Annotated in this window: 17 protein-coding genes and 1 pseudogene; 15 read left to right on the top strand and 3 right to left on the bottom strand. The window is 62.5% G+C overall.

Annotated elements, in window-relative coordinates:
- Positions 1-65 precede the first annotated feature (65 nt).
- Positions 66-1,502: a dihydrolipoyl dehydrogenase gene (locus AM586_RS14480; protein ID WP_047821999.1), complete on the top strand. Its 1,437-nt coding sequence runs from the start codon at positions 66-68 to the stop codon at positions 1,500-1,502.
- A gap of 54 nt (positions 1,503-1,556) precedes the next feature.
- Here AM586_RS14480 and AM586_RS14475 read toward each other — a convergent pair whose 3' ends face one another.
- Complete coding sequence (locus AM586_RS14475) at positions 1,557-2,042, bottom strand: SRPBCC family protein (RefSeq protein ID WP_047821280.1); 486 nt, start codon at positions 2,040-2,042, stop codon at positions 1,557-1,559.
- A gap of 167 nt (positions 2,043-2,209) precedes the next feature.
- Here AM586_RS14475 and AM586_RS14470 point away from each other — a divergent pair, with 167 nt between their 5' ends.
- The 13 genes and pseudogenes from AM586_RS14470 (at position 2,210) to AM586_RS14410 (ending at position 18,001) form a co-directional block, all read left to right on the top strand.
- Positions 2,210-4,267, top strand: coding sequence for a UvrD-helicase domain-containing protein (locus tag AM586_RS14470; RefSeq protein ID WP_047821278.1), 2,058 nt, complete (start codon positions 2,210-2,212; stop codon positions 4,265-4,267).
- Positions 4,268-4,435: 168 nt separating this feature from the next.
- The gene (locus AM586_RS14465; RefSeq protein ID WP_082439348.1) at positions 4,436-6,649 is read left to right on the top strand and encodes a DUF4214 domain-containing protein; all 2,214 of its coding nucleotides are present in this window, start codon (positions 4,436-4,438) and stop codon (positions 6,647-6,649) included.
- Between the two features lie 86 nt (positions 6,650-6,735).
- On the top strand, positions 6,736-6,939 hold the full coding sequence (locus tag AM586_RS14460; protein WP_047821276.1) for a SlyX family protein: 204 nt from the start codon (positions 6,736-6,738) through the stop codon (positions 6,937-6,939).
- Positions 6,940-7,253: 314 nt separating this feature from the next.
- Complete coding sequence (locus AM586_RS14455) at positions 7,254-8,429, top strand: GNAT family N-acetyltransferase (protein ID WP_162600549.1); 1,176 nt, start codon at positions 7,254-7,256, stop codon at positions 8,427-8,429.
- Positions 8,430-8,966, top strand: a complete 537-nt coding sequence (locus AM586_RS14450) for a hypothetical protein (protein ID WP_047821273.1) — start codon at positions 8,430-8,432, stop codon at positions 8,964-8,966.
- A gap of 40 nt (positions 8,967-9,006) precedes the next feature.
- Entirely contained in the window at positions 9,007-9,363 is a 357-nt protein-coding gene (locus AM586_RS14445; RefSeq protein WP_197416357.1) for a DUF3144 domain-containing protein, read from the top strand.
- 36 nt (positions 9,364-9,399) lie between these two features.
- Positions 9,400-9,942: a demethoxyubiquinone hydroxylase family protein gene (locus AM586_RS14440; protein ID WP_047821269.1), complete on the top strand. Its 543-nt coding sequence runs from the start codon at positions 9,400-9,402 to the stop codon at positions 9,940-9,942.
- Between the two features lie 11 nt (positions 9,943-9,953).
- Positions 9,954-10,573, top strand: a pseudogene (locus tag AM586_RS14435) (TMEM175 family protein).
- Between the two features lie 130 nt (positions 10,574-10,703).
- The gene (locus AM586_RS14430) at positions 10,704-12,872 is read left to right on the top strand and encodes a M3 family metallopeptidase (RefSeq protein ID WP_047821267.1); all 2,169 of its coding nucleotides are present in this window, start codon (positions 10,704-10,706) and stop codon (positions 12,870-12,872) included.
- A gap of 28 nt (positions 12,873-12,900) precedes the next feature.
- Complete coding sequence (locus AM586_RS14425; RefSeq protein WP_047821265.1) at positions 12,901-15,024, top strand: M3 family metallopeptidase; 2,124 nt, start codon at positions 12,901-12,903, stop codon at positions 15,022-15,024.
- 106 nt (positions 15,025-15,130) lie between these two features.
- A complete protein-coding gene (locus tag AM586_RS14420; RefSeq protein ID WP_047821263.1) occupies positions 15,131-15,343 on the top strand; it encodes a VF530 family DNA-binding protein in 213 nt (70 codons plus the stop codon).
- Entirely contained in the window at positions 15,340-15,633 is a 294-nt protein-coding gene (locus tag AM586_RS14415; protein WP_047821262.1) for a DUF4404 family protein, read from the top strand. Before AM586_RS14420 ends, AM586_RS14415 begins: the two co-directional genes overlap by 4 nt.
- Before the next feature lie 151 nt (positions 15,634-15,784).
- On the top strand, positions 15,785-18,001 hold the full coding sequence (locus AM586_RS14410) for a YgiQ family radical SAM protein (RefSeq protein WP_047821260.1): 2,217 nt from the start codon (positions 15,785-15,787) through the stop codon (positions 17,999-18,001).
- Positions 18,002-18,038: 37 nt separating this feature from the next.
- On the opposite strand, the gene AM586_RS14405 is transcribed toward AM586_RS14410, so the two are convergent.
- Together AM586_RS14405 and AM586_RS14400 are read right to left on the bottom strand one after the other, a co-directional pair.
- Positions 18,039-19,181: an AI-2E family transporter gene (locus AM586_RS14405; RefSeq protein WP_047821257.1), complete on the bottom strand. Its 1,143-nt coding sequence runs from the start codon at positions 19,179-19,181 to the stop codon at positions 18,039-18,041.
- Positions 19,178-19,660 (bottom strand): cyclic nucleotide-binding domain-containing protein, encoded by a 483-nt coding sequence (locus AM586_RS14400; protein ID WP_047821255.1) that lies wholly within the window; start codon positions 19,658-19,660, stop codon positions 19,178-19,180. Before AM586_RS14400 ends, AM586_RS14405 begins: the two co-directional genes overlap by 4 nt.
- Before the next feature lie 231 nt (positions 19,661-19,891).
- On the opposite strand from AM586_RS14400, the gene AM586_RS14395 reads away from it, so the two are divergent.
- Complete coding sequence (locus AM586_RS14395; RefSeq protein ID WP_047821253.1) at positions 19,892-21,040, top strand: GGDEF domain-containing protein; 1,149 nt, start codon at positions 19,892-19,894, stop codon at positions 21,038-21,040.
- Positions 21,041-21,251: the final 211 nt, after the last annotated feature.

Below are 21,251 nucleotides of genomic sequence, written 5' to 3'. Positions count from 1 at the left end.
CAGCCGGTTCCGCCGGCATCGCGAAAATAGCGTATCGTCATGTCCGCGAACTACCGGAGATGAAGATGCAGAAACTGAAGGTCGATGTTGCGGTCATCGGCGCCGGCACCGCCGGGCTGGTCGCCTACCGTTCCGCCAGGGTCCAGGGGGCGCGTACCGTCATGATCGAGGGCGGCCCCTACGGCACCACCTGCGCGCGCGTGGGCTGCATGCCCAGCAAGCTCCTGATTGCCGCCGCCGAGGCAGCCCATTTCATCGATATCGCGCCGGGCTTCGGCGTGCATGCCGGAGAAAAGCGCATCGACGGCGTGGCCGTGATGGAGCGCGTGCGGCGCGAGCGCGACCGCTTCGTCGGTTTCGTGCTGGAAGGCGTCGACAACATTCCCGATGAGGACAAGCTGCGCGGCTATGCGCGCTTCACCGGCCCGCACACCCTCATGGTCGACGACCATACCGAGGTCGAGGCCGCGCGCATCGTGATCGCCACCGGCTCGACGCCGACCCGCCTGCCGAAGCTGGAGAACGTCGGCCCCGGCATCATCACCAGCGACGAGGTGTTTTACTGGCAGGACCTGCCGCGTTCGGTGGCCGTGATCGGCACCGGCGTGATCGGGCTGGAGCTGGGCCAGGCCCTCACGCGCCTGGGCGTGCGCGTGAGCGTGTTCGCGCGCGGCGGCAGCGTGGCCCAGCTGAGCGATCCGGTGGTGCTGCGCAATGCGGGCCGCGTACTGGCCGAGGAGATCGACCTGCACTTCCAGTCCGAGATCGTGAGCGCGGTGCAGGACGGCGACGAGGTTGCGCTGACCATCCGCCAGCAGGGCCAGGAGCGCGCGATGCGCTTCCAGTACGTGCTGCAGGCGGCCGGGCGTACGCCGAACGTGGCCGGGATCGGCATCGAGCAGCTCGGCCTGGCGCTGGGCGCCAACGGCGTGCCGCTGTTCGACAGCCGCACCATGCAGTGCGGAAGCAGCCACGTGTTCATTGCCGGCGACGCCAACAACGAGCGGCCGGTGCTGCCGGAGGCGGCCGACCACGGCAAGATCGCCGGGGACAATGCCGGCCGCTACCCGGACATCCGCCCGGGCCTGCGGCGCGCGCCGCTGACCGCCGCCTTCACCGAGCCGAACATCGTCACCCTGGGCGCCAGCTACAAGCAGCTGTGCGCGCCGGGCAAGCCGAAGTTCGCGATCGGCCAGGTCTCGTTCGAGAACCAGGGCCGCAGCCGGGTCATGCTGCAGAATAAGGGGATGCTGAGGGTGTACGGAGAATACGGCACCGGCCGCTTCCTGGGCGCCGAGATGATCGCGCCGCGCGGCGAGCACCTCGGCCACTTGCTGGCCTGGGCCGTGCAGTGCCGCGTGACGGTCGAGCAGATGCTGGAGATGCCCTTCTACCACCCGGTGATCGAGGAGGGCGTGCGCACTGCGCTGCGCGACCTGGCGGCCAATCTTGCGAAGGGCGCCAGCGACCTCGATCCGGACGAGGTCGAACCCGGAACGTAATCCTTGTGTAGGGTGGGCGCGGCCGGCGTAGGCACACCGTGCCCACGCGTGAGGTCAATTCAGATACGACGCGTCCAGCTTTCCTTCCGACGCCAGCTGGCGCACGATCTTGATCGTGTCGATATCGGCCTCCTGGTAGGCCGATTTCTTGAAGTCCTCGTACATCTTGCCCATCTCGTCGCTTGCCGAGGCATTGCCGTCGTCGTACAGGAAGCGCACCCACATCACCCCTTCGCTCGGCGCCTCGATCGTCATGCTCATGCGCGAGGCGGCAATGTCGCCCTGGGCCGGCACTTCGTAGCGGACTTCCTGCAGCGGGGTCAGGTGCACCACGTCTTCGATCACCAGTTCGCCGTAGCGCAGGCGGCGCGCGAAGCTGCCGCTCTCGCGCTCGCCGAGCGTGCATTCGTCCAGGTGCGGCATGAACATCTTCGGGTTTTCGGCGCGCAGCACCAGGCCACGCCACAGTTGCTCGCGGGTCAGGGTATCCGCCAGCGGGTTGAGCGGGTCGTTAATCTCGATCAGGTGTTCGAATTTCATGTTCTGTTCTCTCGCTTGGACAGCACTAAACCGGTTATATGGTGGCGAATGGCGTGCTGACAAGTCGCAACATAATGTGTTTTTCCGAAAATGATTTTAGCGTGCGCGGCCGAGCTTCGTTAAAATGCTGAGCTCACCCCAAAGGCAGTCCTGCAGGAAATATCCCCATGTCGACCCCGAATTTCGGCCTCAACGGTCCGCAGAGCGAAGCCGTGCTCTACCTGGACGGCCCCTGCCTGGTGCTGGCTGGCGCCGGCTCCGGCAAGACCCGCGTGATCACCCAGAAGATCGCCTACATGATCGAGCACCGCGGCTATGATCCGCGCACCATCGCCGCGCTGACCTTCACGAATAAAGCCGCGCTGGAGATGCAGGAGCGGATCGGCAAGCTGCTGAAACAGCCCAAGCAGGCCAAGCAGCTGACCGTGTCGACCTTCCACTCGCTGGGCGTCAAGATCCTGCGCCAGGAAGCGGCCGGCGTCGGCCTGAAGGACAAGTTCTCGATCATGGACAGCGACGACTGCTACACCGTCGTGTCCGACCTGGCGGTGACCACCGACAAGCAGGAAATCCGCCGCATCCAGAACGCGATCTCGCTGTGGAAGAACGGCCTGGTCGACCCGGAGGACGCAATCCGTGATGCCAAGGACGAGGACGAAGCCCACGCCGGCCGCATCTACCGCAGCTATGTGGCGACCCTGCAGGCCTACCAGGCGGTCGACTTCGACGACCTGATCCGCCTGCCGGTCGAGCTGTTCCGCAACAACGAGCCGATTCGCGACCGCTGGCAGCGCCGCCTGCGCTACCTCTTGATGGACGAGTACCAGGACACCAACACCTGCCAGTACGAACTGGTGAAACTGCTGGTGACGGGCCTCGGCAAGAAGCCGATGTTCACGGCCGTGGGCGACGACGACCAGGCGATCTATGCCTGGCGCGGCGCTTCGGTCGAGAACCTGAAAACCCTGCAGACCGACTTCCCGGACCTGCGGGTCATCAAGCTGGAGCAGAACTACCGCTCGACCACCCGCATCCTGCAGGCGGCGAATGCCGTCATCGGCAACAACCCGAAGCTGTTCGAGAAGGCGCTGTGGTCCGAGCATGGCCTGGGCGAGCCGATCAAGGTGCTGGGCATGCCGAACGAAGAGACGGAAGCCGACCAGGTGGCGATGATGATCTCGTCCGAGCGCTTCCAGCGCAAGAACAAATGGGCGGACTTCGCCATCCTGTACCGCGGCAACCACCAGGCCCGCATCATCGAGCAGGCGCTGCGCAAGGAGCGCATCCCCTACACGATCTCGGGCGGCCAGAGCTTCTTCGACAAGGCCGAGATCAAGGACGTCATCGCCTACCTGCGCCTGATCGCCAACCAGGACGACGACCCGGCCTTCATCCGCGCCATCACGACCCCGAAGCGCGGGGTCGGCATGACCACCATCGAGGTGCTGGGCGAAGTCTCGAAGCAGTGGAACTGCTCGTTGTTCGAGGCCGCCTTCAAGGGCGGCATCGAAGCCAGGCTGCAGGACCGCCAGCTGATCCCGCTGCGCGAGTTCTGCCACTGGATCAACGAACTGGAAGACCGCGCCACCCGTCCCGGCCCGTCCGGCAGCGGCGACAATGCCGCCGAGCTGCTCGACGACATGATGAAAGAGATCAACTACGAGCACTACCTGTACGAGAACTTCGACGACAAGGCCGCCCAGGCCCGGTGGCAGAACGTGCTCGAGTTCACCAACTGGCTGAAGGAACGCGGCCGCGGCGGGCGCGAGCGCGATGGCGAAGAAAAAAACCTGCTCGAGCTGACCCAGATGGTGGCCCTGATGTCCATGCTCGAGGGCCAGGACGAGGAACAGGATGCGGTCCGCATGTCGACCCTGCATGCATCGAAGGGCCTGGAGTATCCGCATGTCTACCTGGTCGGCGTCGAGGAAGGCATCCTGCCGCACAAGGGCGATCCCGACGATCCGGTCGAACGCATTGCCGCGCGCATCCAGGAAGAGCGGCGCCTGATGTACGTCGGCATCACGCGCGCCCAGCGCACCCTGCATGTCCTGTGGTGCAAGAAGCGCAAGCGCGCCGGTGAGCTCTTGCATTGCGATCCGTCCCGCTTCATCAAGGAAATGGCGCTCGAGGTCGGCGAAGCGCCACCCAAGGAAGATGAAGTGCTGAGCCCGAAGGCACGCCTGGCCAATCTGAAGGCCTTGCTGGCGACGCCGAAGGTGTAATTCATCAGATAAGAGACATTTGCCTGGAGTTGACATTCGTTGCGCATAAGCCTTGTCGGGATGACAAGGGGTGCGCACGATTGAACTCTTATTTGACATCAACTGTTGAGCAGGAAATACTTTCCCGAAGTGACTTCTTTGTCACAGTCAACGTTGAAGTCAAATAGCATGGCAACCGTATTCGATATCACTACTACTCCTCTGTCCGGGCTGAACCACATCGACGCACTGCTCGATACGGGACCGGATTGGAATTATCTTACGCCGAACAACAATACGATCTATTACACGTTCTCTGTTGCATCTGGAAACGAGGATCCGAAGTATGCGCAGAAAAATTTCACGGGTACACAGCAGGCGTTCAGCTCAGCTCAACAAGCAATCGTAAAAGCGCTACTTAAAGAAGATGGGTACTTGACGGCCCTGACAGGCATTCACTTTGTCGAAACCAGTAACGGCGCCGACGCCCAGATCCACCTGTGTAATGCCAATCTCATCGGCAGCAATGCCACTGGCCTGTGCAGCTGGCAAAGCTCCTACAGCTATCTGGGGCCGCAGCTGGTCAGCTATGACGCCGATGCCTACGTTTATCTGGATAACGTCGAGTTTGGAGCAGAGAACGCAAACCTTACCCCAGGACAAACAGGTTATGAAACCTTATTGCATGAGTTAGGCCACGCTCTCGGCCTGAAGCATTCGTTCTACCAACCAACGGAAGACAATCCAAATCCGATTTACCTTCCCCAATCACAGGACGACACGAGCAACACGCTCATGTCCTACACCCATAAGCCACTGAACAGTGTTTATTCTACGTACAGCCCATACGACGTCGCTGCTTTGAACTGGCTCTACGGCGGCGATGGCCTTGGTGGCGCATTGGGTATCAATTCTGATAACGGCGGTCGGTACATTACAGGTACTGCTGCTAACGACAAACTACAAGGCAATGGAGGTGATGACATGATCGATGGAGGAACTGGTACAGATACCGCCGTGTTTCGGGGCGCACGCAGCAACTACACAATCACTACGTTGTCGAACGGTGATCTGCAGGTGGCGAGTCAGAATGGCATCGACGGCACCGACACGTTGAAGTCTATAGAAGTCCTGCAGTTTTCGGACATGAGCGTGACTCGTGCCGATCTCTATTCAGCTGCTCAGACATCGGACAAACTCACTCTGACGATATTTACAAATCAATACGGATACTATCCAAAAACTAAGCCTCTGGAGGTCAGCGGCAAGGCTGAGATGGGTACTACCGTAAAAATTTATTCTGCCGCAGACGATCATCTACTAGGAACTGCCGCACTGGACAAATATGGTATGTATTCGGTGCAGCTCGATTGGCTCCCGGATGGCATGCAAAGTATCTACGCTACGGAAACTGACGCAACAGGCAATGTTTTATTAAAAAGCAGCCCAGTTAGCTTTGGTCTAGACACTTTGCCGCCGGTCAGTCCTACATACAACTCCAGCTACGCTCCAGCATTCGACAGCAATCAGGTCGTCTTGAATGGTAGAGGAGAGCCCGGTACGACTATGGTACTTGTGCGTACCAAGGATCTTCAACAAATCGCACATACTACCGTTGGCGCCGATGGTAATTGGCATCTCGAAACATCACCATTGCCCAACGGTAGTTACACGGTTCGAGTAACGTCGATTGATCAAGGCGAGAACGGTAGCAATGCAACAAGTAGCCCGAGCTGGGTTATCAACAGTACGGCGAATATCACGGGATCTACCGGCAATGATGTTCTCACGCCGGGCATGGGTAATAACGCTGTTGACGGCGGTGCAGGCATCGATACTGCGGTCTATGCAGGCTCGCGTAGCGGTTTTACCGTCCAACAAGCGGATTGGGGTTTCGATATCTTCGACAACGGCGGCGCCAATGGTCATGATTCCCTGATCAACATCGAGCGTATCAAGTTCGATGATGGTAGCGTCTCGATCGATGACACCTCTGCTCAGTTGTACCGCTTGTATTCGGCTGCGTTTGGACGTCCTTCCGACGCCGTTGGCATGGGCTACTGGATCGATCGTATGGATAGCGGCGCTGCACTCAATACGGTATCGCTCGAGTTCATGGTAGGCGGCGATGGGAAAGGCCAAGCCGAATTCGACAAGATGTACGGCACTAACCCGACCGATACTCAGTTCGTTACACAGCTCTACCATAATGTACTGGGTCGCGACCCGGACGCTAAGGGTTTTGACTTCTGGATGAGCGCGCTGATCAATGCACCAGAAGCGAACAAGGTGGCACTACGCGCGCAACTGCTGATCGATTTCAGCGATAGTCCTGAAAACATCGCAAAAGTAATTGGGCAGCTTGAACATGGAGTGGATTACATTCCCGTCGTTCATATCTGAAATTTGTACCAGGAAGCGGCGCCGCATGGCCGGCGTCGTTCACGAGCCGCTGTCATAATGCGGCTCTTTTCATTTGGGGAATTGCCGTGAGCGACGAAGACCGTGTCATCGATATCGAAATCAAGCTGGCCCACCAGGAAAACCTGGTCGACTCGCTGAACCAGACCATTTACGAGCAGGGCCGCCGCATCGACCAGCTCGAAGCCATGGTGGCCAAGCTGGCGGAGCACCTCCGCGCCCTGCGCGACGCCGGGCAGGGGCCGGTGAATGAGAAGCCGCCGCACTATTGATTCAGCTCATCTGTGCCCCTCTTTAAAAACTTTTCGTTGTTTTCTCGAATTAACTATGCGATTCGCATAAAAGCTATGCTTTCATCATTTTTCGTATATTCAGAGAATCTACATGTGTTGAAAACTAGTTTTATAAATTACAAATTAACAAATTTTAATGTCGTGTTAGCATAAAAATGCTGTACGGTAGCATTACCTCGCGGTATCATCAGTCGCAACGTAAATACAATCAGATCCGTCAATTTGGACGCCGTACCGGTTCACGCGAGGTCAATGTGAAAGCATCTGTGCCACATACCAAGGAAAATTCCCAGTTGACTGCCTGGACTGCACCGGCGCCTGCACGCGTGCGTCGTGCCGAGACGGCGCAGCAGTTCGAGTTCATAGACGCCACCACGGACCACGACCGCTCCGATGTACAAGCGGCATGGAGCCGGCTGCTGGGGGCGCGCCGCAGTCCGGAAATGCTGTACCAGCTGCCGGCATTCTTTCGCTACCTGATGGACACGGCGCCAACCGGCGACGCAGCCTGCGAACTCCACCTCGTGCGCCGCCGCAGTGATGCCCGGATCGTCGGCATTGTCCCGGGACGCCGGCTTACGCAGAAGCTCAGCGTGCGCCTCGGCCCATGGACCCTGTTCGAGCGTGACGTCCCTGTCTATCAAGTGCTCGGCAGTGTGCCGCTGCTCGACGCCGGCGAAGAGGGCCTGTCCGGCTTCGTCCTGAAAAGCCTGCTGCAGCGCCATACCGATTGCCGCGCCCTGCTGATGCAGGCGATGCCTGAAGAGCTGGCGCATACCGTCGGCGGCGACGGCCTGTCCGGCCACATCCTGAACGGCTGGCAGCATTGCCATACCATGCCTTTGCCCGAGGATGTCGATACCTACCTGCAGAAGCTCAGCTCCAAGAAGCGTTACAACCTGTCGCGCCAGGTGCGCCTGTTGGGCAAGGAAGCAGGCGAGGCCAGCCTGGTGCGGGTCGAGCAGGCGGACCAGGTCGCGGCCCTGGTGAGCGATATGCATGCGCTGCAGGGAGCCGGCGATCCCGCTGCGCTGCCATCGCGGGAGAAGCTGGAAAGCCTGGCGCGTCATGGCTTGCTGCATTCCTACCTGCTGCAGTGCGGCGGCCAGACGGTGGCCCTCATATTGGGTACCCGTTCTCCTGATGTATGGCACGTGCATAACATCTACTGCAAGCCGGAGTACATGAATTTCTCCGTCGGCACCAGCATCACCCACCTGGCCCTGCAGGATGCGATCGCCCATTTCGACTTCAGCCATGCCGACTTCGGCTACGGTACGCCGAACCAGGAGTTCCGCTCGACCCATGTACTGCAGCGGCGCGGCAAGCTGCTGCTGTGCCGGCGGCGCAGCGTGAGCAATCTGCTGCTCGGCCTGCACGGCATCCAGGACCGGATGAACGAAGCCCTGATCGGCCGCATCAAGGCGGTCCGCAAACAGCTGAGGCAGCGCAGGCAGGCATCCAGGTAATTGAACGCCGAGCCCGAGTTCTACGTCGTCTCGAAGCGCAAGCTGGCGATCCTGTTCCTGTCGACCTTCACGCTCTACATCCTGTACTGGTATTACAGGAACTGGGACCGTTACAAGGACAGGCATCCGGAGGCATCGCGCTTCGGCAGCACCATTTCTCCGGTGCCGCGCGCCGTGTTCTGGATGTTTTTCACGCATGCGCTGTTCCGCAAGATCAAAGCATCTGGCTATGGACAGCCGGCGATCGCACGCTGGCACAGCGGCTGGCACGCCACCGTGCTGGTCGCGCTGATGCTGCTGGCGAACTTCATCGACGTCCTGGTCGGCGGCACGGCCGGCGATATCGCCTCGTTCGCCAGCATGTTCGTCCTGCTGCCGCCCTTCCTGATGGCGCAGGAGAAGATCAACCTCGCCTGCGGCGACCCGGGAGGGAAGGGCAATGCACGGCTGTCGAAGGCGAACTGGGCCTGGGTGATCATGGGTGGCGTCTTGTGGGGGCTGGTCATTGCCGGCGTGGTTTCGCCGGGCGATATTTGATTGAATCCCGCGTGTGCTACAGTGCGTCGCTGGCTTCCCGATGACGGTCGGCGCCTGCACCGGTAACGTCATTGCCCATCCAACGATCAATCACCTATCAATCATGAGCAACAATACCCCCGATGCGGAATTCTGGAATCGCGTGAACGCGATCATCAACCTGTCGAACGACCAGTGCGACAAGGCCGAGCCAAGCGCGGTCGCCGCGTCGACCATGTACGCCACGACGCGCTTCAACGCCTTCATCGTCGCGCGCAGCACCGGCAACTCGGAAAACATGAAGGCCGAAAAGGAGCGGGCGCTGGAATATTTCACCGAGCAGTTCCGCAAGATGATGGAGGAAAACTTCGATGATTTCGCGGCGAACCTCGATCAATATATCGGACCGGCGGCTTAGCAATCAGCCTGATTTCTCAATCCATTGTGGGGCTTGATGATTGCAATGGACAGCATACGGCCTCCAGCTATCGATCCGGGGCGGATCATCAAGGTGAATCATGCAGGTGAGCATGGCGCCGTGAAGATATACGCTGGGCAGATCGCAATGGCGCGGCTGCGAGCACCTTCCTTGCTGCCCGAATTGGCCGAATTCAAAGCACATGAAGAGCGGCATCGCGCCATCTTTGCCGGGGAACTGACGCGAAGGGGGCTGCCACGGTGCCGCAGCTTCTGGCTGTGCGGTGCCGGAGGATACGTGCTCGGCTTGCTGACCGGCTTGATGGGCGCTCGGTCCATCGCAAGCGCAACCGTGGCCGTCGAACGCGTCGTCCTTCGTCATCTGCGGCAGCAACTCCTTGAAATCGGTGTTGCCGATCCCGAAGCCACTGCCGCCATCTCGGCTATATTGAGCGAAGAACAGCAACATCATGACCAGTCCGCAGCGCGTATTCGCCATGCTGGCCTTATCGACCGGGCGATCGCTTCCGTGATCTCCGCCGCCACGGAAGCGGTCATCCGTATCGGCATGCGAATCTAATCGGGGAACAGATGGGCAAGAACAGGCTCGAAGCCTTCAGCGATGGCGTCATCGCCATCATCATCACCATCATGGTGCTGGAACTCAAGGTTCCACACGATGCCAGTTTCCGCGCGCTGCTGCCGCTGTGGCCGGTGTTCATGAGCTACGTGCTCAGCTTCATCTACGTCGGCATCTACTGGAACAACCACCACCACATGCTGCACGCCGTGAAGGAAGTCAGCGGCGGCGTGCTGTGGGCCAACCTGCACCTGCTGTTCTGGCTGTCCCTGATTCCCTTCGTGACCGCCTGGATGGGCGAGAACCATTTCGAGACCGGACCGACCGCCGCCTATGCTTCGTGCTGTTCATGTGCGCGGCTGCGTACTCGCTGCTGGCGCGCGGTCTGACCCGCAATCATGACAAGAACTCGACCCTGGCCGAAGCCATCGGCAGCGACCGCAAGGGCAAGATCTCGGTCGTGCTCTACCTGACCGGCGTGGCGCTGGCCTGGTTCGCAGCCTGGTTGGGCTTCCTGGTCTATGCGGGCGTGGCCGTGATGTGGCTGATTCCGGACCGGCGCATCGAGAAAAAAGTGGTTGAGGAAATCGAGGAAGAAGAGGCCGAAGAGGCCCGCAAGGGCGCGTCCTGAAGACCGCTGTCGGTACGATGGATTGCAACACTTCAATGTGACGATGCGGCAATAAGCCTGCTATGATCTTTCGCGCACCTGCTGCCGGGCCCGCTCCGGCAGCGCCCCATCAGTGTCCGTGAAAGATTGCATGAAACAGCCACACAGCTTCATCGTTGCGGCAAGCATCGCGCTTGCCTTTGCCTCGACCGCCATTCCCGCCACCGCAGCCACCGCCACCTCCGCTTCCCCAGCCGTCCTCGACGCCTCGAATCCCTTCGCCAGGGTGAGTGCGCTGCCGTTCCACTATCCGGCGTTCGACAAGATCAAGGACGAGCACTTCAGGCCGGCTTTCGAAGTGGGCATGCGTGTCCACCTGCTCGAGATCGAGGCGATCGCCAACAACCGCTCCGCGCCGAGCTTCGAGAACACGATCGTCGCGATGGAACGTTCGGGCCAGCTGCTGGCGCGCGTGTCGACCACCTTCTCGAACCTGCAGGGCGCGAACACCAACGACAACCTGGACGCGATCGACCGCGAGATGTCGCCGAAGCTGGCGGCCCACGCGGACGCGATCTACATGAACGACAAGCTGTGGAAGCGCGTGAAGGCCTTGTACGACAAGCGCGATTCCCTGAAGCTGGACGCCGAATCGAAGCACCTGCTGGAGCGCTACCACCGCGACTTCGTGCGCGCCGGCGCCAGGCTGTCGGCGGCGAACAAGGCCAAGCTGAAGGCGTATAACGGCGAGATCGCCAGCCTGCAGTCGACCTTCGCCCAGAACGTGCTGAAGGAAGCGAACGCATCGAGCCTGATGGTCGACACCCGCGCCGAACTGGCCGGCCTGTCCGATGCCGAAATCGACGCCGCCGCCGCCGAAGCGAAGAAGCGCGGCATGGACGGCAAGTTCGTGATCGCGCTGGCCAACACCACCGGCCAGCCGCTGCTGTCCTCGCTGAGCAATCGCACGACGCGCGAGCGCCTGATGGCGGTGTCGCTGGCGCGCGGCAGCCGCGGCGGCGAATTCGACAGCCGCCAACTGGTGCAGCGCCTGACCAGGCTGCGCGCCGAAAAGGCGGTCCTGCTGGGCTACCCGAACTATGCCGCCTACTCGCTGGAAGTGGAAACCGCGAAGACCCCGGAAGCCGTCAACAAGCTGCTGGGCGAGCTGGCGCTGCCGGCGGTGAACAACGCCAGGAAGGAGGCGGCGGAAATCCAGTCGGTGATCGATGCCGAGGCCGGCAAACCCGAGGGCGGCTTCCAGGTCGCGGCGCATGACTGGGCCTTCTACACCGACAAGGTGCGCCAGGCCAGGTATGCCTTCGACGAGAGCCAGCTGAAGCCCTATTTCGAACTGAACAACGTGGTGCAGAACGGCGTGTTCTTCGCGGCGAACAAGGAGTTCGGCATCAGCTTCAGGGAGCGCCACGACCTGCCGGTGTACGACCCGGACGTACGCGTGTTCGACGTCTTCGACGCCGACGGCAAGCAGCTGGCGATCTTCATCATGGATTACTACGCGCGCCCGAACAAGCAGGGCGGCGCCTGGATGAACGAGTACGTGACGCAGTCCGCGCTGCTCGGCAACCACCCGGTGGTGGCGAACCACCTGAACATTCCGAAGCCGCCAGCCGGCCAGCCGACCCTGCTGACCTACGACGAAGTGCGTACCGCCTTCCATGAATTCGGCCACGCGCTGCACGGCATGTTCTCGAACGTGAAGTACCCGACTTTTGGGGGCGCCAATACGCCGCGCGATTTCGTCGAGTACCCGTCGCAGGTCAACGAGATGTGGGCCACCTGGCCCGAGGTGCTGGCCAACTACGCCAGGCACTACCAGACCGGCGAGCCGATGCCGCAGGCGCTGCTCGACAAGGTGCAGGCATCGAAGAAGTTCAACATGGGCTACATCACGACCGAGTACCTGGCCGCCTCGCTGCTCGACCAGCGCTGGCACCAGCTTGCCCCGAGCCAGATCCCGAGCGACGTGCTGGGCTTCGAAGCCAGGGCCCTGCATGACGCCGGCGTCGACTTCGCGCCGGTGCCGCCGCGCTACCGCACGACCTATTTCTCGCACAGCTTCTCGCTCGGCTATTCGGCCGGCTACTACGCCTACCTGTGGAGCGAAAAGCTGGACGCCGACACGGTCGAGTGGTTCAAGGAAAACGGCGGCCTGCTGCGCAAGAATGGCGACCACTTCCGCCAGACCCTGCTGTCGCGCGGCGGTTCGCTTGATGCCATGGACCTGTTCCGCAATTTCCGCGGTCGCGACGCACGGATCGAGCCGCTGCTGGAACGCCGCGGCCTGACGGGTAATTGAGCACAACAACAATCACATCGGAGAGAGAATGAACCGTTCCCACATCCTGGCCTTCGCCGTTACCGCGGCTGTCGCCACCTTCGCCCAGGCCGCGCCATCCCAGCTGCCGGCCTCGAACCCGTTCGCCAGGCCGAGCACCCTGCCGTTCAACTATCCGCCCTTCGACAAGATCAAGAACGACGACTTCGCGCCGGCGTTCGAAGAGGGCATGCGCCAGCAGTCGGCCGAGATCGACGCGATCGCCAACAGCAAGACGGCGCCGACCTTCCAGAACACCATCGTCGCGATGGAGCGTTCCGGCCAGTTGCTGAACCGCGTCTCGACCGTGTTCTACAGCCTGGTCGGCGCCAACACCAACGACACCCTGAACGCGCTGGACAAGGAACTGGCGCCGAAGCTGGCCGCCCACAGCGACAAGATCCGCCTGAACGAGAAACTGTATAAACGGATTCAATCGCTGTACGACAAGCGCGACAAACTGCACCTGGACGCCGAGTCGGCCTATCTGCTGGAGCGCTACCACACCGACTTCGTGCGCGCCGGCGCCAAGCTGTCCGCCGCGGACAAGATCAAGCTGAAGGCCTACAACGCCAGGATCGCGGCCCTGCAGACCCAGTTCAGCCAGAACGTGCTGAAGGAAGCGAACGCCTCGGCCCTGGTGGTCGACAGCCGCGACGAGCTGGCCGGCATGTCGGACAAGGCGATCGACGTCGCCGCCGCCGAGGCCAGGAAGCGCGGCCTGGACGGCAAGTTCGTGATCCCGGTCGTGAACACCACCCAGCAGGCGCCTTTGTCGGTGCTGACCAGGCGTGCGACCCGCGAGAAGCTGATGGCGACGTCGCTGGCGCGCGGCAGCCATGGCGGCGATTTCGACAACCGCCAGGTGGTGCTGGAGCTGGTCAAGGCGCGTGCCGAACGCGCCGCGCTGCTGGGCTATCCGAGCCACGCGGCCTATATGCTGGAAGACCAGACTGCGAAGACGACCGGCGCCGTCAACCAGCTGCTGGCCGAATTCGCCAAGCCGGCCGTGAACAACGCGAAGAAGGAAGCGGCCGACCTGCAGAAGGTCATCGACGCCGAGGGCGGACAATTCCAGGCCGCCGCCTACGACTGGAACTACTACAGCGACAAGGTGCGCGCCCAGCGCTACGCCTTCGACGAGAACCAGCTGCGTCCCTATTTCGAGTACAACAACGTGCTGCTGAACGGCGTGTTCTACGCCGCCAACAAGGAATTCGGCATCACTTTCAAGGAGCGCCACGACCTGCCGGTGTACGACCCGGACGTGCGCGTGTTCGACGTGTTCGACACCGACGGCAAGCAGCTGGCGATCTTCCTGCACGACCCGTATGCGCGTTCGAACAAGCGCGGCGGCGCCTGGATGAACGCCTACGTGGGCCAGAACACGCTGCTGGGCACCCACCCGGTGGTGGCGAACCACCTGAACATCCCGAAGCCGGCGGCCGGCGAGCCGACCCTGCTGACCTATGACGAAGTGCGCACCATGTTCCACGAGTTCGGCCATGCCCTGCACGGCATGTTCTCGAACGTGACATACCCGCGCTTCTCGGGCTCGCGCGTGCCGCGCGACTACGTCGAGTTCCCGTCGCAGGTCAACGAGATGTGGATGGCCTGGCCGGAGGTGCTCGCGCATTACGCCAGGCACTACCAGACCGGCGCCCCGATGCCGCAGGCGCTGCTGGACAAGGTGCAGGCGTCAAGCAAGTTCAATGAAGGCTACCGCACCACCGAGTACCTGGCGGCATCGATCCTGGACCAGAGCTGGCACCAGCTGGCCCCGGACCAGGTCCCGAGCGACGTGCTGGGCTTCGAAGCCAAGGCCCTGCATGACGCCGGCGTCGACTTCCCGCTGGTCCCGCCGCGCTACCGCACGACCTACTTCTCGCACGTGTTCTCGGGCGGCTACTCGGCCGGCTACTATGGCTACCTGTGGGCCGAGAAGCTGGACGCCGACACCGTCGAGTGGTTCAAGGAAAACGGTGGCCTGCTGCGCAAGAACGGCGACCGCTTCCGCCAGATGCTGCTGTCGCGCGGCGGCACCATGGATGCGATGGAGATGTACCGCAATTTCCGCGGCCGCGATGCGAAGATCGAGCCGCTGCTGGAGCGCCGCGGCCTGACCGGCGAGTAAGCAGTCCCATACCGTCGTTCCCGAGGCTCTCCTCGTCGTCCCCGCGCAGGCGGGGGTGACGAGGCGCGCGCGCCCATCCTTCGCAGTCAGATATAAACTTGCAACTATGAGTGTTCAGGCATTACACGGTATTACTTTAGAATCCTTGCTAACGCGCCTGGTCGAGCACTATGGCTGGGATGAGCTCGGCCGCCGCATCGATATCAACTGCTTCATCAAGGACCCGAGCATCAAATCGAGCCTGAAGTTCCTGCGCAAGACGCCCTGGGCCCGCGAACGGGTCGAGAAGCTGTATCTTGAGACAAAGTTCACATCATGAGGGACGATATGCTGCCCGACAACGAAGACACCCTGAAAGCGCACCTCAAAACCCTGCACCGCCACCTCGAGGATGCAGGCCAGGTCGATGACGAACTGGAAATCCTGTTGCGCCAGCTCGACGGCGACATCAAGCGCGTGCTCGAGAAGCGCGCCGACGACCCGGACGCCAACACCTACGGCCTGGCCTCGCGCAGCCAGGAAATCACGGCGCGCTTCGCGGCGCGCCACCCGACCCTGGAGCCGGCCCTGCGCCAGCTCGGCAATATCCTCAACAACATGGGTATCTGATTAAGTTGTTGAAAACTAAGCCAATTTTGGAAGGGGAGTGAGCTGGCCGCAGGCTTTTCCTGTAAAATGCCGCCCAATGAACTCCCCATCCAATCTGTTCGCGAGCGTCCCCAAGCGCTCCAGCCGTGCTCCCGCCGCTCCCTTCCTGCCCATGTCCCGCGCCGAGATGGACAAGCTGGGCTGGGATTCGTGCGACATCATCCTGATCACGGGCGACGCCTACATCGACCACCCGAGCTTCGGGATGGCGCTGGTCGGCCGCCTGCTGGAAGCGCAGGGTTATCGGGTCGGCATCATCAGCCAGCCGGACTGGACCTCCGTGGAACCCTTCCGCGCGCTCGGCAAGCCCAATCTGTACTGGGGCATTACCGCCGGCAATATGGATTCGATGGTCAACCGCTACACGGCCGACCGCAAGATCCGCTCCGACGACGCCTACACCCCGAACGCCGAGCCGAACAAGCGTCCGGACCGCGCCGTGACCGTGTACTGCCAGCGCGCCCGCGAAGCCTTCCCGGGCGTGCCGGTGATCGCCGGTTCGATCGAGGCCTCGCTGCGCCGCATCGCGCACTACGACTACTGGTCGGACAAGGTGCGCCGCTCGGTGCTGTTCGAATCGAAGGCAGACCTGGTCATCTTCGGCAATGCCGAGCGTGCGCTGGTCGACGTGACCCGCCGCATCGCCGCGGGCGAGAACATCAAGAACATCCGCGACCTGCGCGGCACCGCCTTCCTGGTGCCGCACGGCTGGCTGCCGGACGAAGAGTGGTCGGTGCACAACTCCACCCGCGTGGACGTGCCGGGCCGCGTCGATCCGCATCCGAATCCCTACGCGATGGCGCAGGAAGACACCAAGGCCTGCGCCACCGAGAATGCGCAGCCGGAGCCGGTCGTGAAACCGGTCGTCATCATGACGCGCGAGGAGCGCCAGGCTGCCGCGCGCGCCAAGGCGGCGAAGACCGTGGTGCGCCTGCCGTCGTTCGAGACCGTCAGCGAGAATCCGGTGATGTACGCGCACGCCTCGCGCGTGTTCCACCTGGAGTCGAACCCGGGCAATGCGCGCGCGCTGGTGCAGCAGCACGGCGACCGCGATGTCTGGCTGAACCCGCCGCCGCTGCCGCTGGCGATGGACGAGATGGACGGCGTCTACGACCTGGCGTACGCGCGTGCGCCGCACCCGAGCTACGGCAAGGCGCATATCCCGGCCTGGGAGATGATCCGCTACTCCGTGAACATCATGCGCGGCTGCTTCGGCGGCTGCACCTTCTGCTCGATCACCGAGCACGAAGGCCGCATTATCCAGAGCCGCTCGGAACCGTCGATCCTGCGCGAGATCGAGCTGATCCGCGATACGACCAAGAACTTCGCCGGCACCATCACCGACCTGGGCGGCCCGACGGCCAACATGTACCGCCTGGCCTGCAAGGACAAGAAGGTCGAGGAAACCTGCCGCCGCCTGTCCTGCGTGTACCCGACCATCTGCAGCAACCTGGGCACGGACCACAGCAAGCTGATCTCGCTGTACCGCAAGGCGCGCGCGATCCCCGGCATCAAGAAGATCCTGATCGGTTCCGGCCTGCGCTACGACCTGGCCGTGCGTTCGCCCGAGTACGTGAAGGAACTCGTCACGCACCACGTGGGCGGCCTGCTGAAGATCGCGCCGGAGCACACGGAAGAGGGCACGCTGTCGAAGATGATGAAGCCGGGTATCGGCGCCTACGACGAGTTCAAGGCGCTGTTCGACAAGTACTCGAAGGAGGCGGGCAAGAAGCAGTACCTGATCCCCTACTTCATCGCGGCCCACCCGGGTTCGACCGACGAGGACATGCTGAATCTCGCCTTGTGGCTGAAGAAGAACAACTTCCACCTCGACCAGGTGCAGACCTTCACGCCGACCCCGATGGCGATGGCGACCACCATGTACCATACGGCGAAGAACCCGCTGGCCAAGGTGACCGAGGATTCGGAAGAGGTCCTTACAGCCAAGAGCGGCAAGACCCGCAAGCTGCACAAGGCCTTCCTGCGCTACTACGATCCGGAGAACTGGCCGGTGCTGCGCGAAGGCCTGAAGCGCATGGGCCGCGGTGACCTGATCGGCAATGGCGAGCGCCATCTGGTGCCGCCGGCCGGCAGCGAACAGGAAATGACGCCGCGCAGCGAGCGCAAGAATATGCCGCTGGTGGCCGAGGCGCGCAGCACCGCGCCGAAGGGCCGCGTGATCGAGGTCGCGACCCGCAGGAATGGCCGGGGCGGCGCCAACGGCCGCAGCGAACCGGCGCCTTTCGCGGCGCCGCCGGGGAAGGCGAAGCCGGGCATCCTGTCGACCATCAAGGCCAAGCCCAAGCAAAAAGCGGCGGGGCGGAAGTAACAGAAACCGGGGCGCGACCCCGGTTTTTTATCGCTCCTCAGGCCTGCAGGTCTGCGCTGGCCTGCTTTTCCCGCAACTGCCGCGCATAGCGATGCCTTGCCCGCAGCCTTGGGTTGGTCATCAGTTTTCCCAAGGTCTCGCCGATCACCATCACCACGCCCAGCAGCGGCAGCACCAGCATCAGGCCGGCCACGCCGGACAGCGCGCCGCCGATGAAGATCATCAGCACCGTGATCAAGGGGTGGATCTTCAGGCTGCGCCCGAGCGTGATCGGCATGAACACGAAATCGTCCAGCAGGCGCGCCAGGATGAAGACGACGATTGCGCCGTAGGCGACCAGCGGGTTGCCGGGAGCGTCGGTGGAGGCCACGATCACCACCATCACGCAGCCGACCACCGAGCCGACGAAAGGCACCCAGGCCAGCAGCGCGGAAATGAAACCCAGCAGCAGCGGCGACGAGACCCCGATCACCCACAGGCCGAAGCCCAGCACGATGGTGTCGAGCACAGTCAGCTTGAGCAGACCCTCGAAATAGCGGCGCGCGGTCTGGTCGACCTGCCGCAGCAGGAACAGGGTGCGCTCGAAGTAGGCGTTCGGCACCGCGCGCGCCAGGAATTTCTTGAAGCGCAAGCCGTCGCGCAGGAAGAAGAAGGCGAGGAAGGGCGCCAGCAGCAGGGAAGGCAGCCAGCCGGCCGCCGTGACCAGGATGGTCGTCAAATAGCGCTGGGCGAAGGTGTCGGTGAAGACCTTGAAGCGCTTGTTGACCAGCGAGCTCAGGTGCATCTCGGCCAGGATCGGGAATTTCGCTTCCAGCAGCGCCATCGTGTTGCGCACGAACGCCACGCCGCCGTTCGCGTACAGCGCCAGCGTGTCGTGCCAGGAACTGGTCTCGTCGGCCGGTCCGGAGCCCCACGCCAGCGCGGCCGCCACGGCAAGGGTGGCGGCGCCGAAGAACACGGCGCATACCAGCATCGACGACACGCTGCGCGAAAAGCCCAGGCGCAGCAGGCGCCGCATCGGCCCGAGCAGGGTGTAATACATCACGGTGCCGAAGATAAAGGGCAGCACCAGCCACAGCATGTGTTCGAGCAGCACCAGCAGCAGGCAGGTGACGCCGACGATCGCGGTCCAGACCACCGGTCCGGCGCGCTCCTGGTGGACCACGGGGCCGGCGGTCATAGCGCTTCCAGCTGGGGCTGGCCGCCGAGGCCCTCGCGCAGGCGCTGGCCGATGTGGCGCGCCAGCGCCAGCGAGATCTTGTAGCCGATCACGGCGTCGGTATCCATCAGCGCCAGGAAGTCGTCACGGAAGAACACCGCCAGCTCGCAGTGTTCGATGGCGCGTGCGCGGGCGCTGCGCGGCGAGTTGTCGAGCAGGGCGAGGTCGCCGAAGAAGCCGCCCGGCCCGAGTTCGCTCACCAGCTGGCGGCTGCCGCCGTGCATGCGGCTGATCTCGACCCGGCCCGCCATCACCAGGTAGAGCGCCTGGCCTTCCTCGTTTTCGTCGAACACGATCTCTTCCGGCAGGTAGCGCCGTTCGTGCATCAGGCCATCCACGAACTTGACCTCGAGCGGCTTGAGCGAGCGGAACAGAGGCGTGTTCTGCAGCCTGCGCTGGCGCGGGGACAGGGTCTGGGATTTGAGGAAGCGAAAGATCACGAAAACTCCAGGAGAGCAGCAGCCAGGTTCGTCAAGGTTATTGTCAATTATGCACGATGCGTCCATGCATCGCAGCAATTGCATAACGCGTGCGCCGGTATCGGACAGCAAACCGCTTTCCACGCACGAATTGTGCGTGCCTCCATGATCAAAGCGTGTAATATAATTCCATAAGGCAACATTTGTTAGAATAATTGCACCAGTGCCGGCGGCGCTCCCTGAGGAACACATGTGATCGATATTCAAACCTTCATGCTGGCGCTCGGTGTCGGCAATATCGCGTTTGCGCTGCTGATGGCGGGCTATATGCGCGGTGCGGAAAACAGCCCGGCGCTGGGCTACTGGATGTGGGGCCGCCTGTCGATCGGCCTCGCCCAGCTCTGCTGGTGGATCGCGCCGCAATTCGAGTTGCGGGTGGTCGAGGCGCTGTCCGCCTTCGCCTGGGTGGGCGGAGTGGCGCTGGAAGTGGGCGCCAACTGCCTGTTCTTCGGCTTTGCGCGCTGGCGCCGACCGCTGTGCCTGCTCACGCTGCCCGGCTGGGCTGCGGTCGGCTATGCGGTCGCTACCGGCGTGTCGCGGCGGCAGCTGACGGAACTGATCTCTTTCATCATCGCCCTGGCCGTGTTCGGCGCGGCCGTGGTCCTGCTGCGTCCGCGCACGGCGCCGCTGCTGCAGCGGATCATCGGCGTCAACAATATCCTCTTCGCCCTGGCGATCCTGGCCTGGCTGGGCTTCGACGGCGACAGCAGCGGCGCGGCCATGACGCCGCTGGGCGGCCCGGCTTACCTGGCGAGCTACCTCTTGATGATCGTGAACGGCTTCGGCTTCCTGTTGCTGTGCAAGCAGAAGGACGATGAACTGATGCGCAACCTGGCCACCGTCGACGGCCTCACCGGTGTGCTCAACCGGCGCGCCTTCTTCGAGCGCGCCGAGGCCGCGCGCCTGCTGGCGCTGCGCCTGCGCAAGCCGATCGCGCTGCTGATGCTCGACATCGACCACTTCAAGCAGCTCAACGACAGCTTCGGCCATGCCTGCGGCGACGAGGCCCTGAAGGTGTTCGCCGACACGGCACGCGGCGTGCTGCGCGAGCATAACGTGATCGGCCGCCTCGGCGGCGAGGAATTCGCGCTGGCCATGCCCGGCACCACGCTCGATGGCGCGATCGAAGCGGCCGAGCGCCTGCGCACGGCGGTGACCGCGGCGCCGGTGCCCGGCTGCGCGGACGGCTGCCGCATGACGGTCAGTATCGGGGTAGTGATGATCGATGCCGGTGAAGCGCTGGCGGCGGCGCTGGCGCGCGCCGACCATGCGCTGTACACGGCCAAGACGGGCGGGCGCAACCGGATCGAAGCCGGCGCGCCCATGCTGAAGCGGGCTTGATACGGAAAGAGAAAAAGAAAAAAGGCCCGATAAATCGGACCTTTTTTCTCTAATGCTGGCGGAGCGGACGGGGCTCGCCCACGTTCCGCGGGCCGCGGACTCGCTTGCAAGCGAATCCCTTCGAGCCCGAAACCGGGTCTCCCGCAGGGGAGACCCTCTTCTGCCTGAAAAGAAAAAAGGCCCGATAAATCGGACCTTTTTTCTTTAATGC

The sequence above is a fragment of the Massilia sp. WG5 genome (assembly GCF_001412595.2).
GTDB lineage: Bacteria > Pseudomonadota > Gammaproteobacteria > Burkholderiales > Burkholderiaceae_D > Telluria.
Note: the sequence above shows the minus strand (reverse complement) of the source record. Positions and strands in the feature narration are given on the sequence as shown.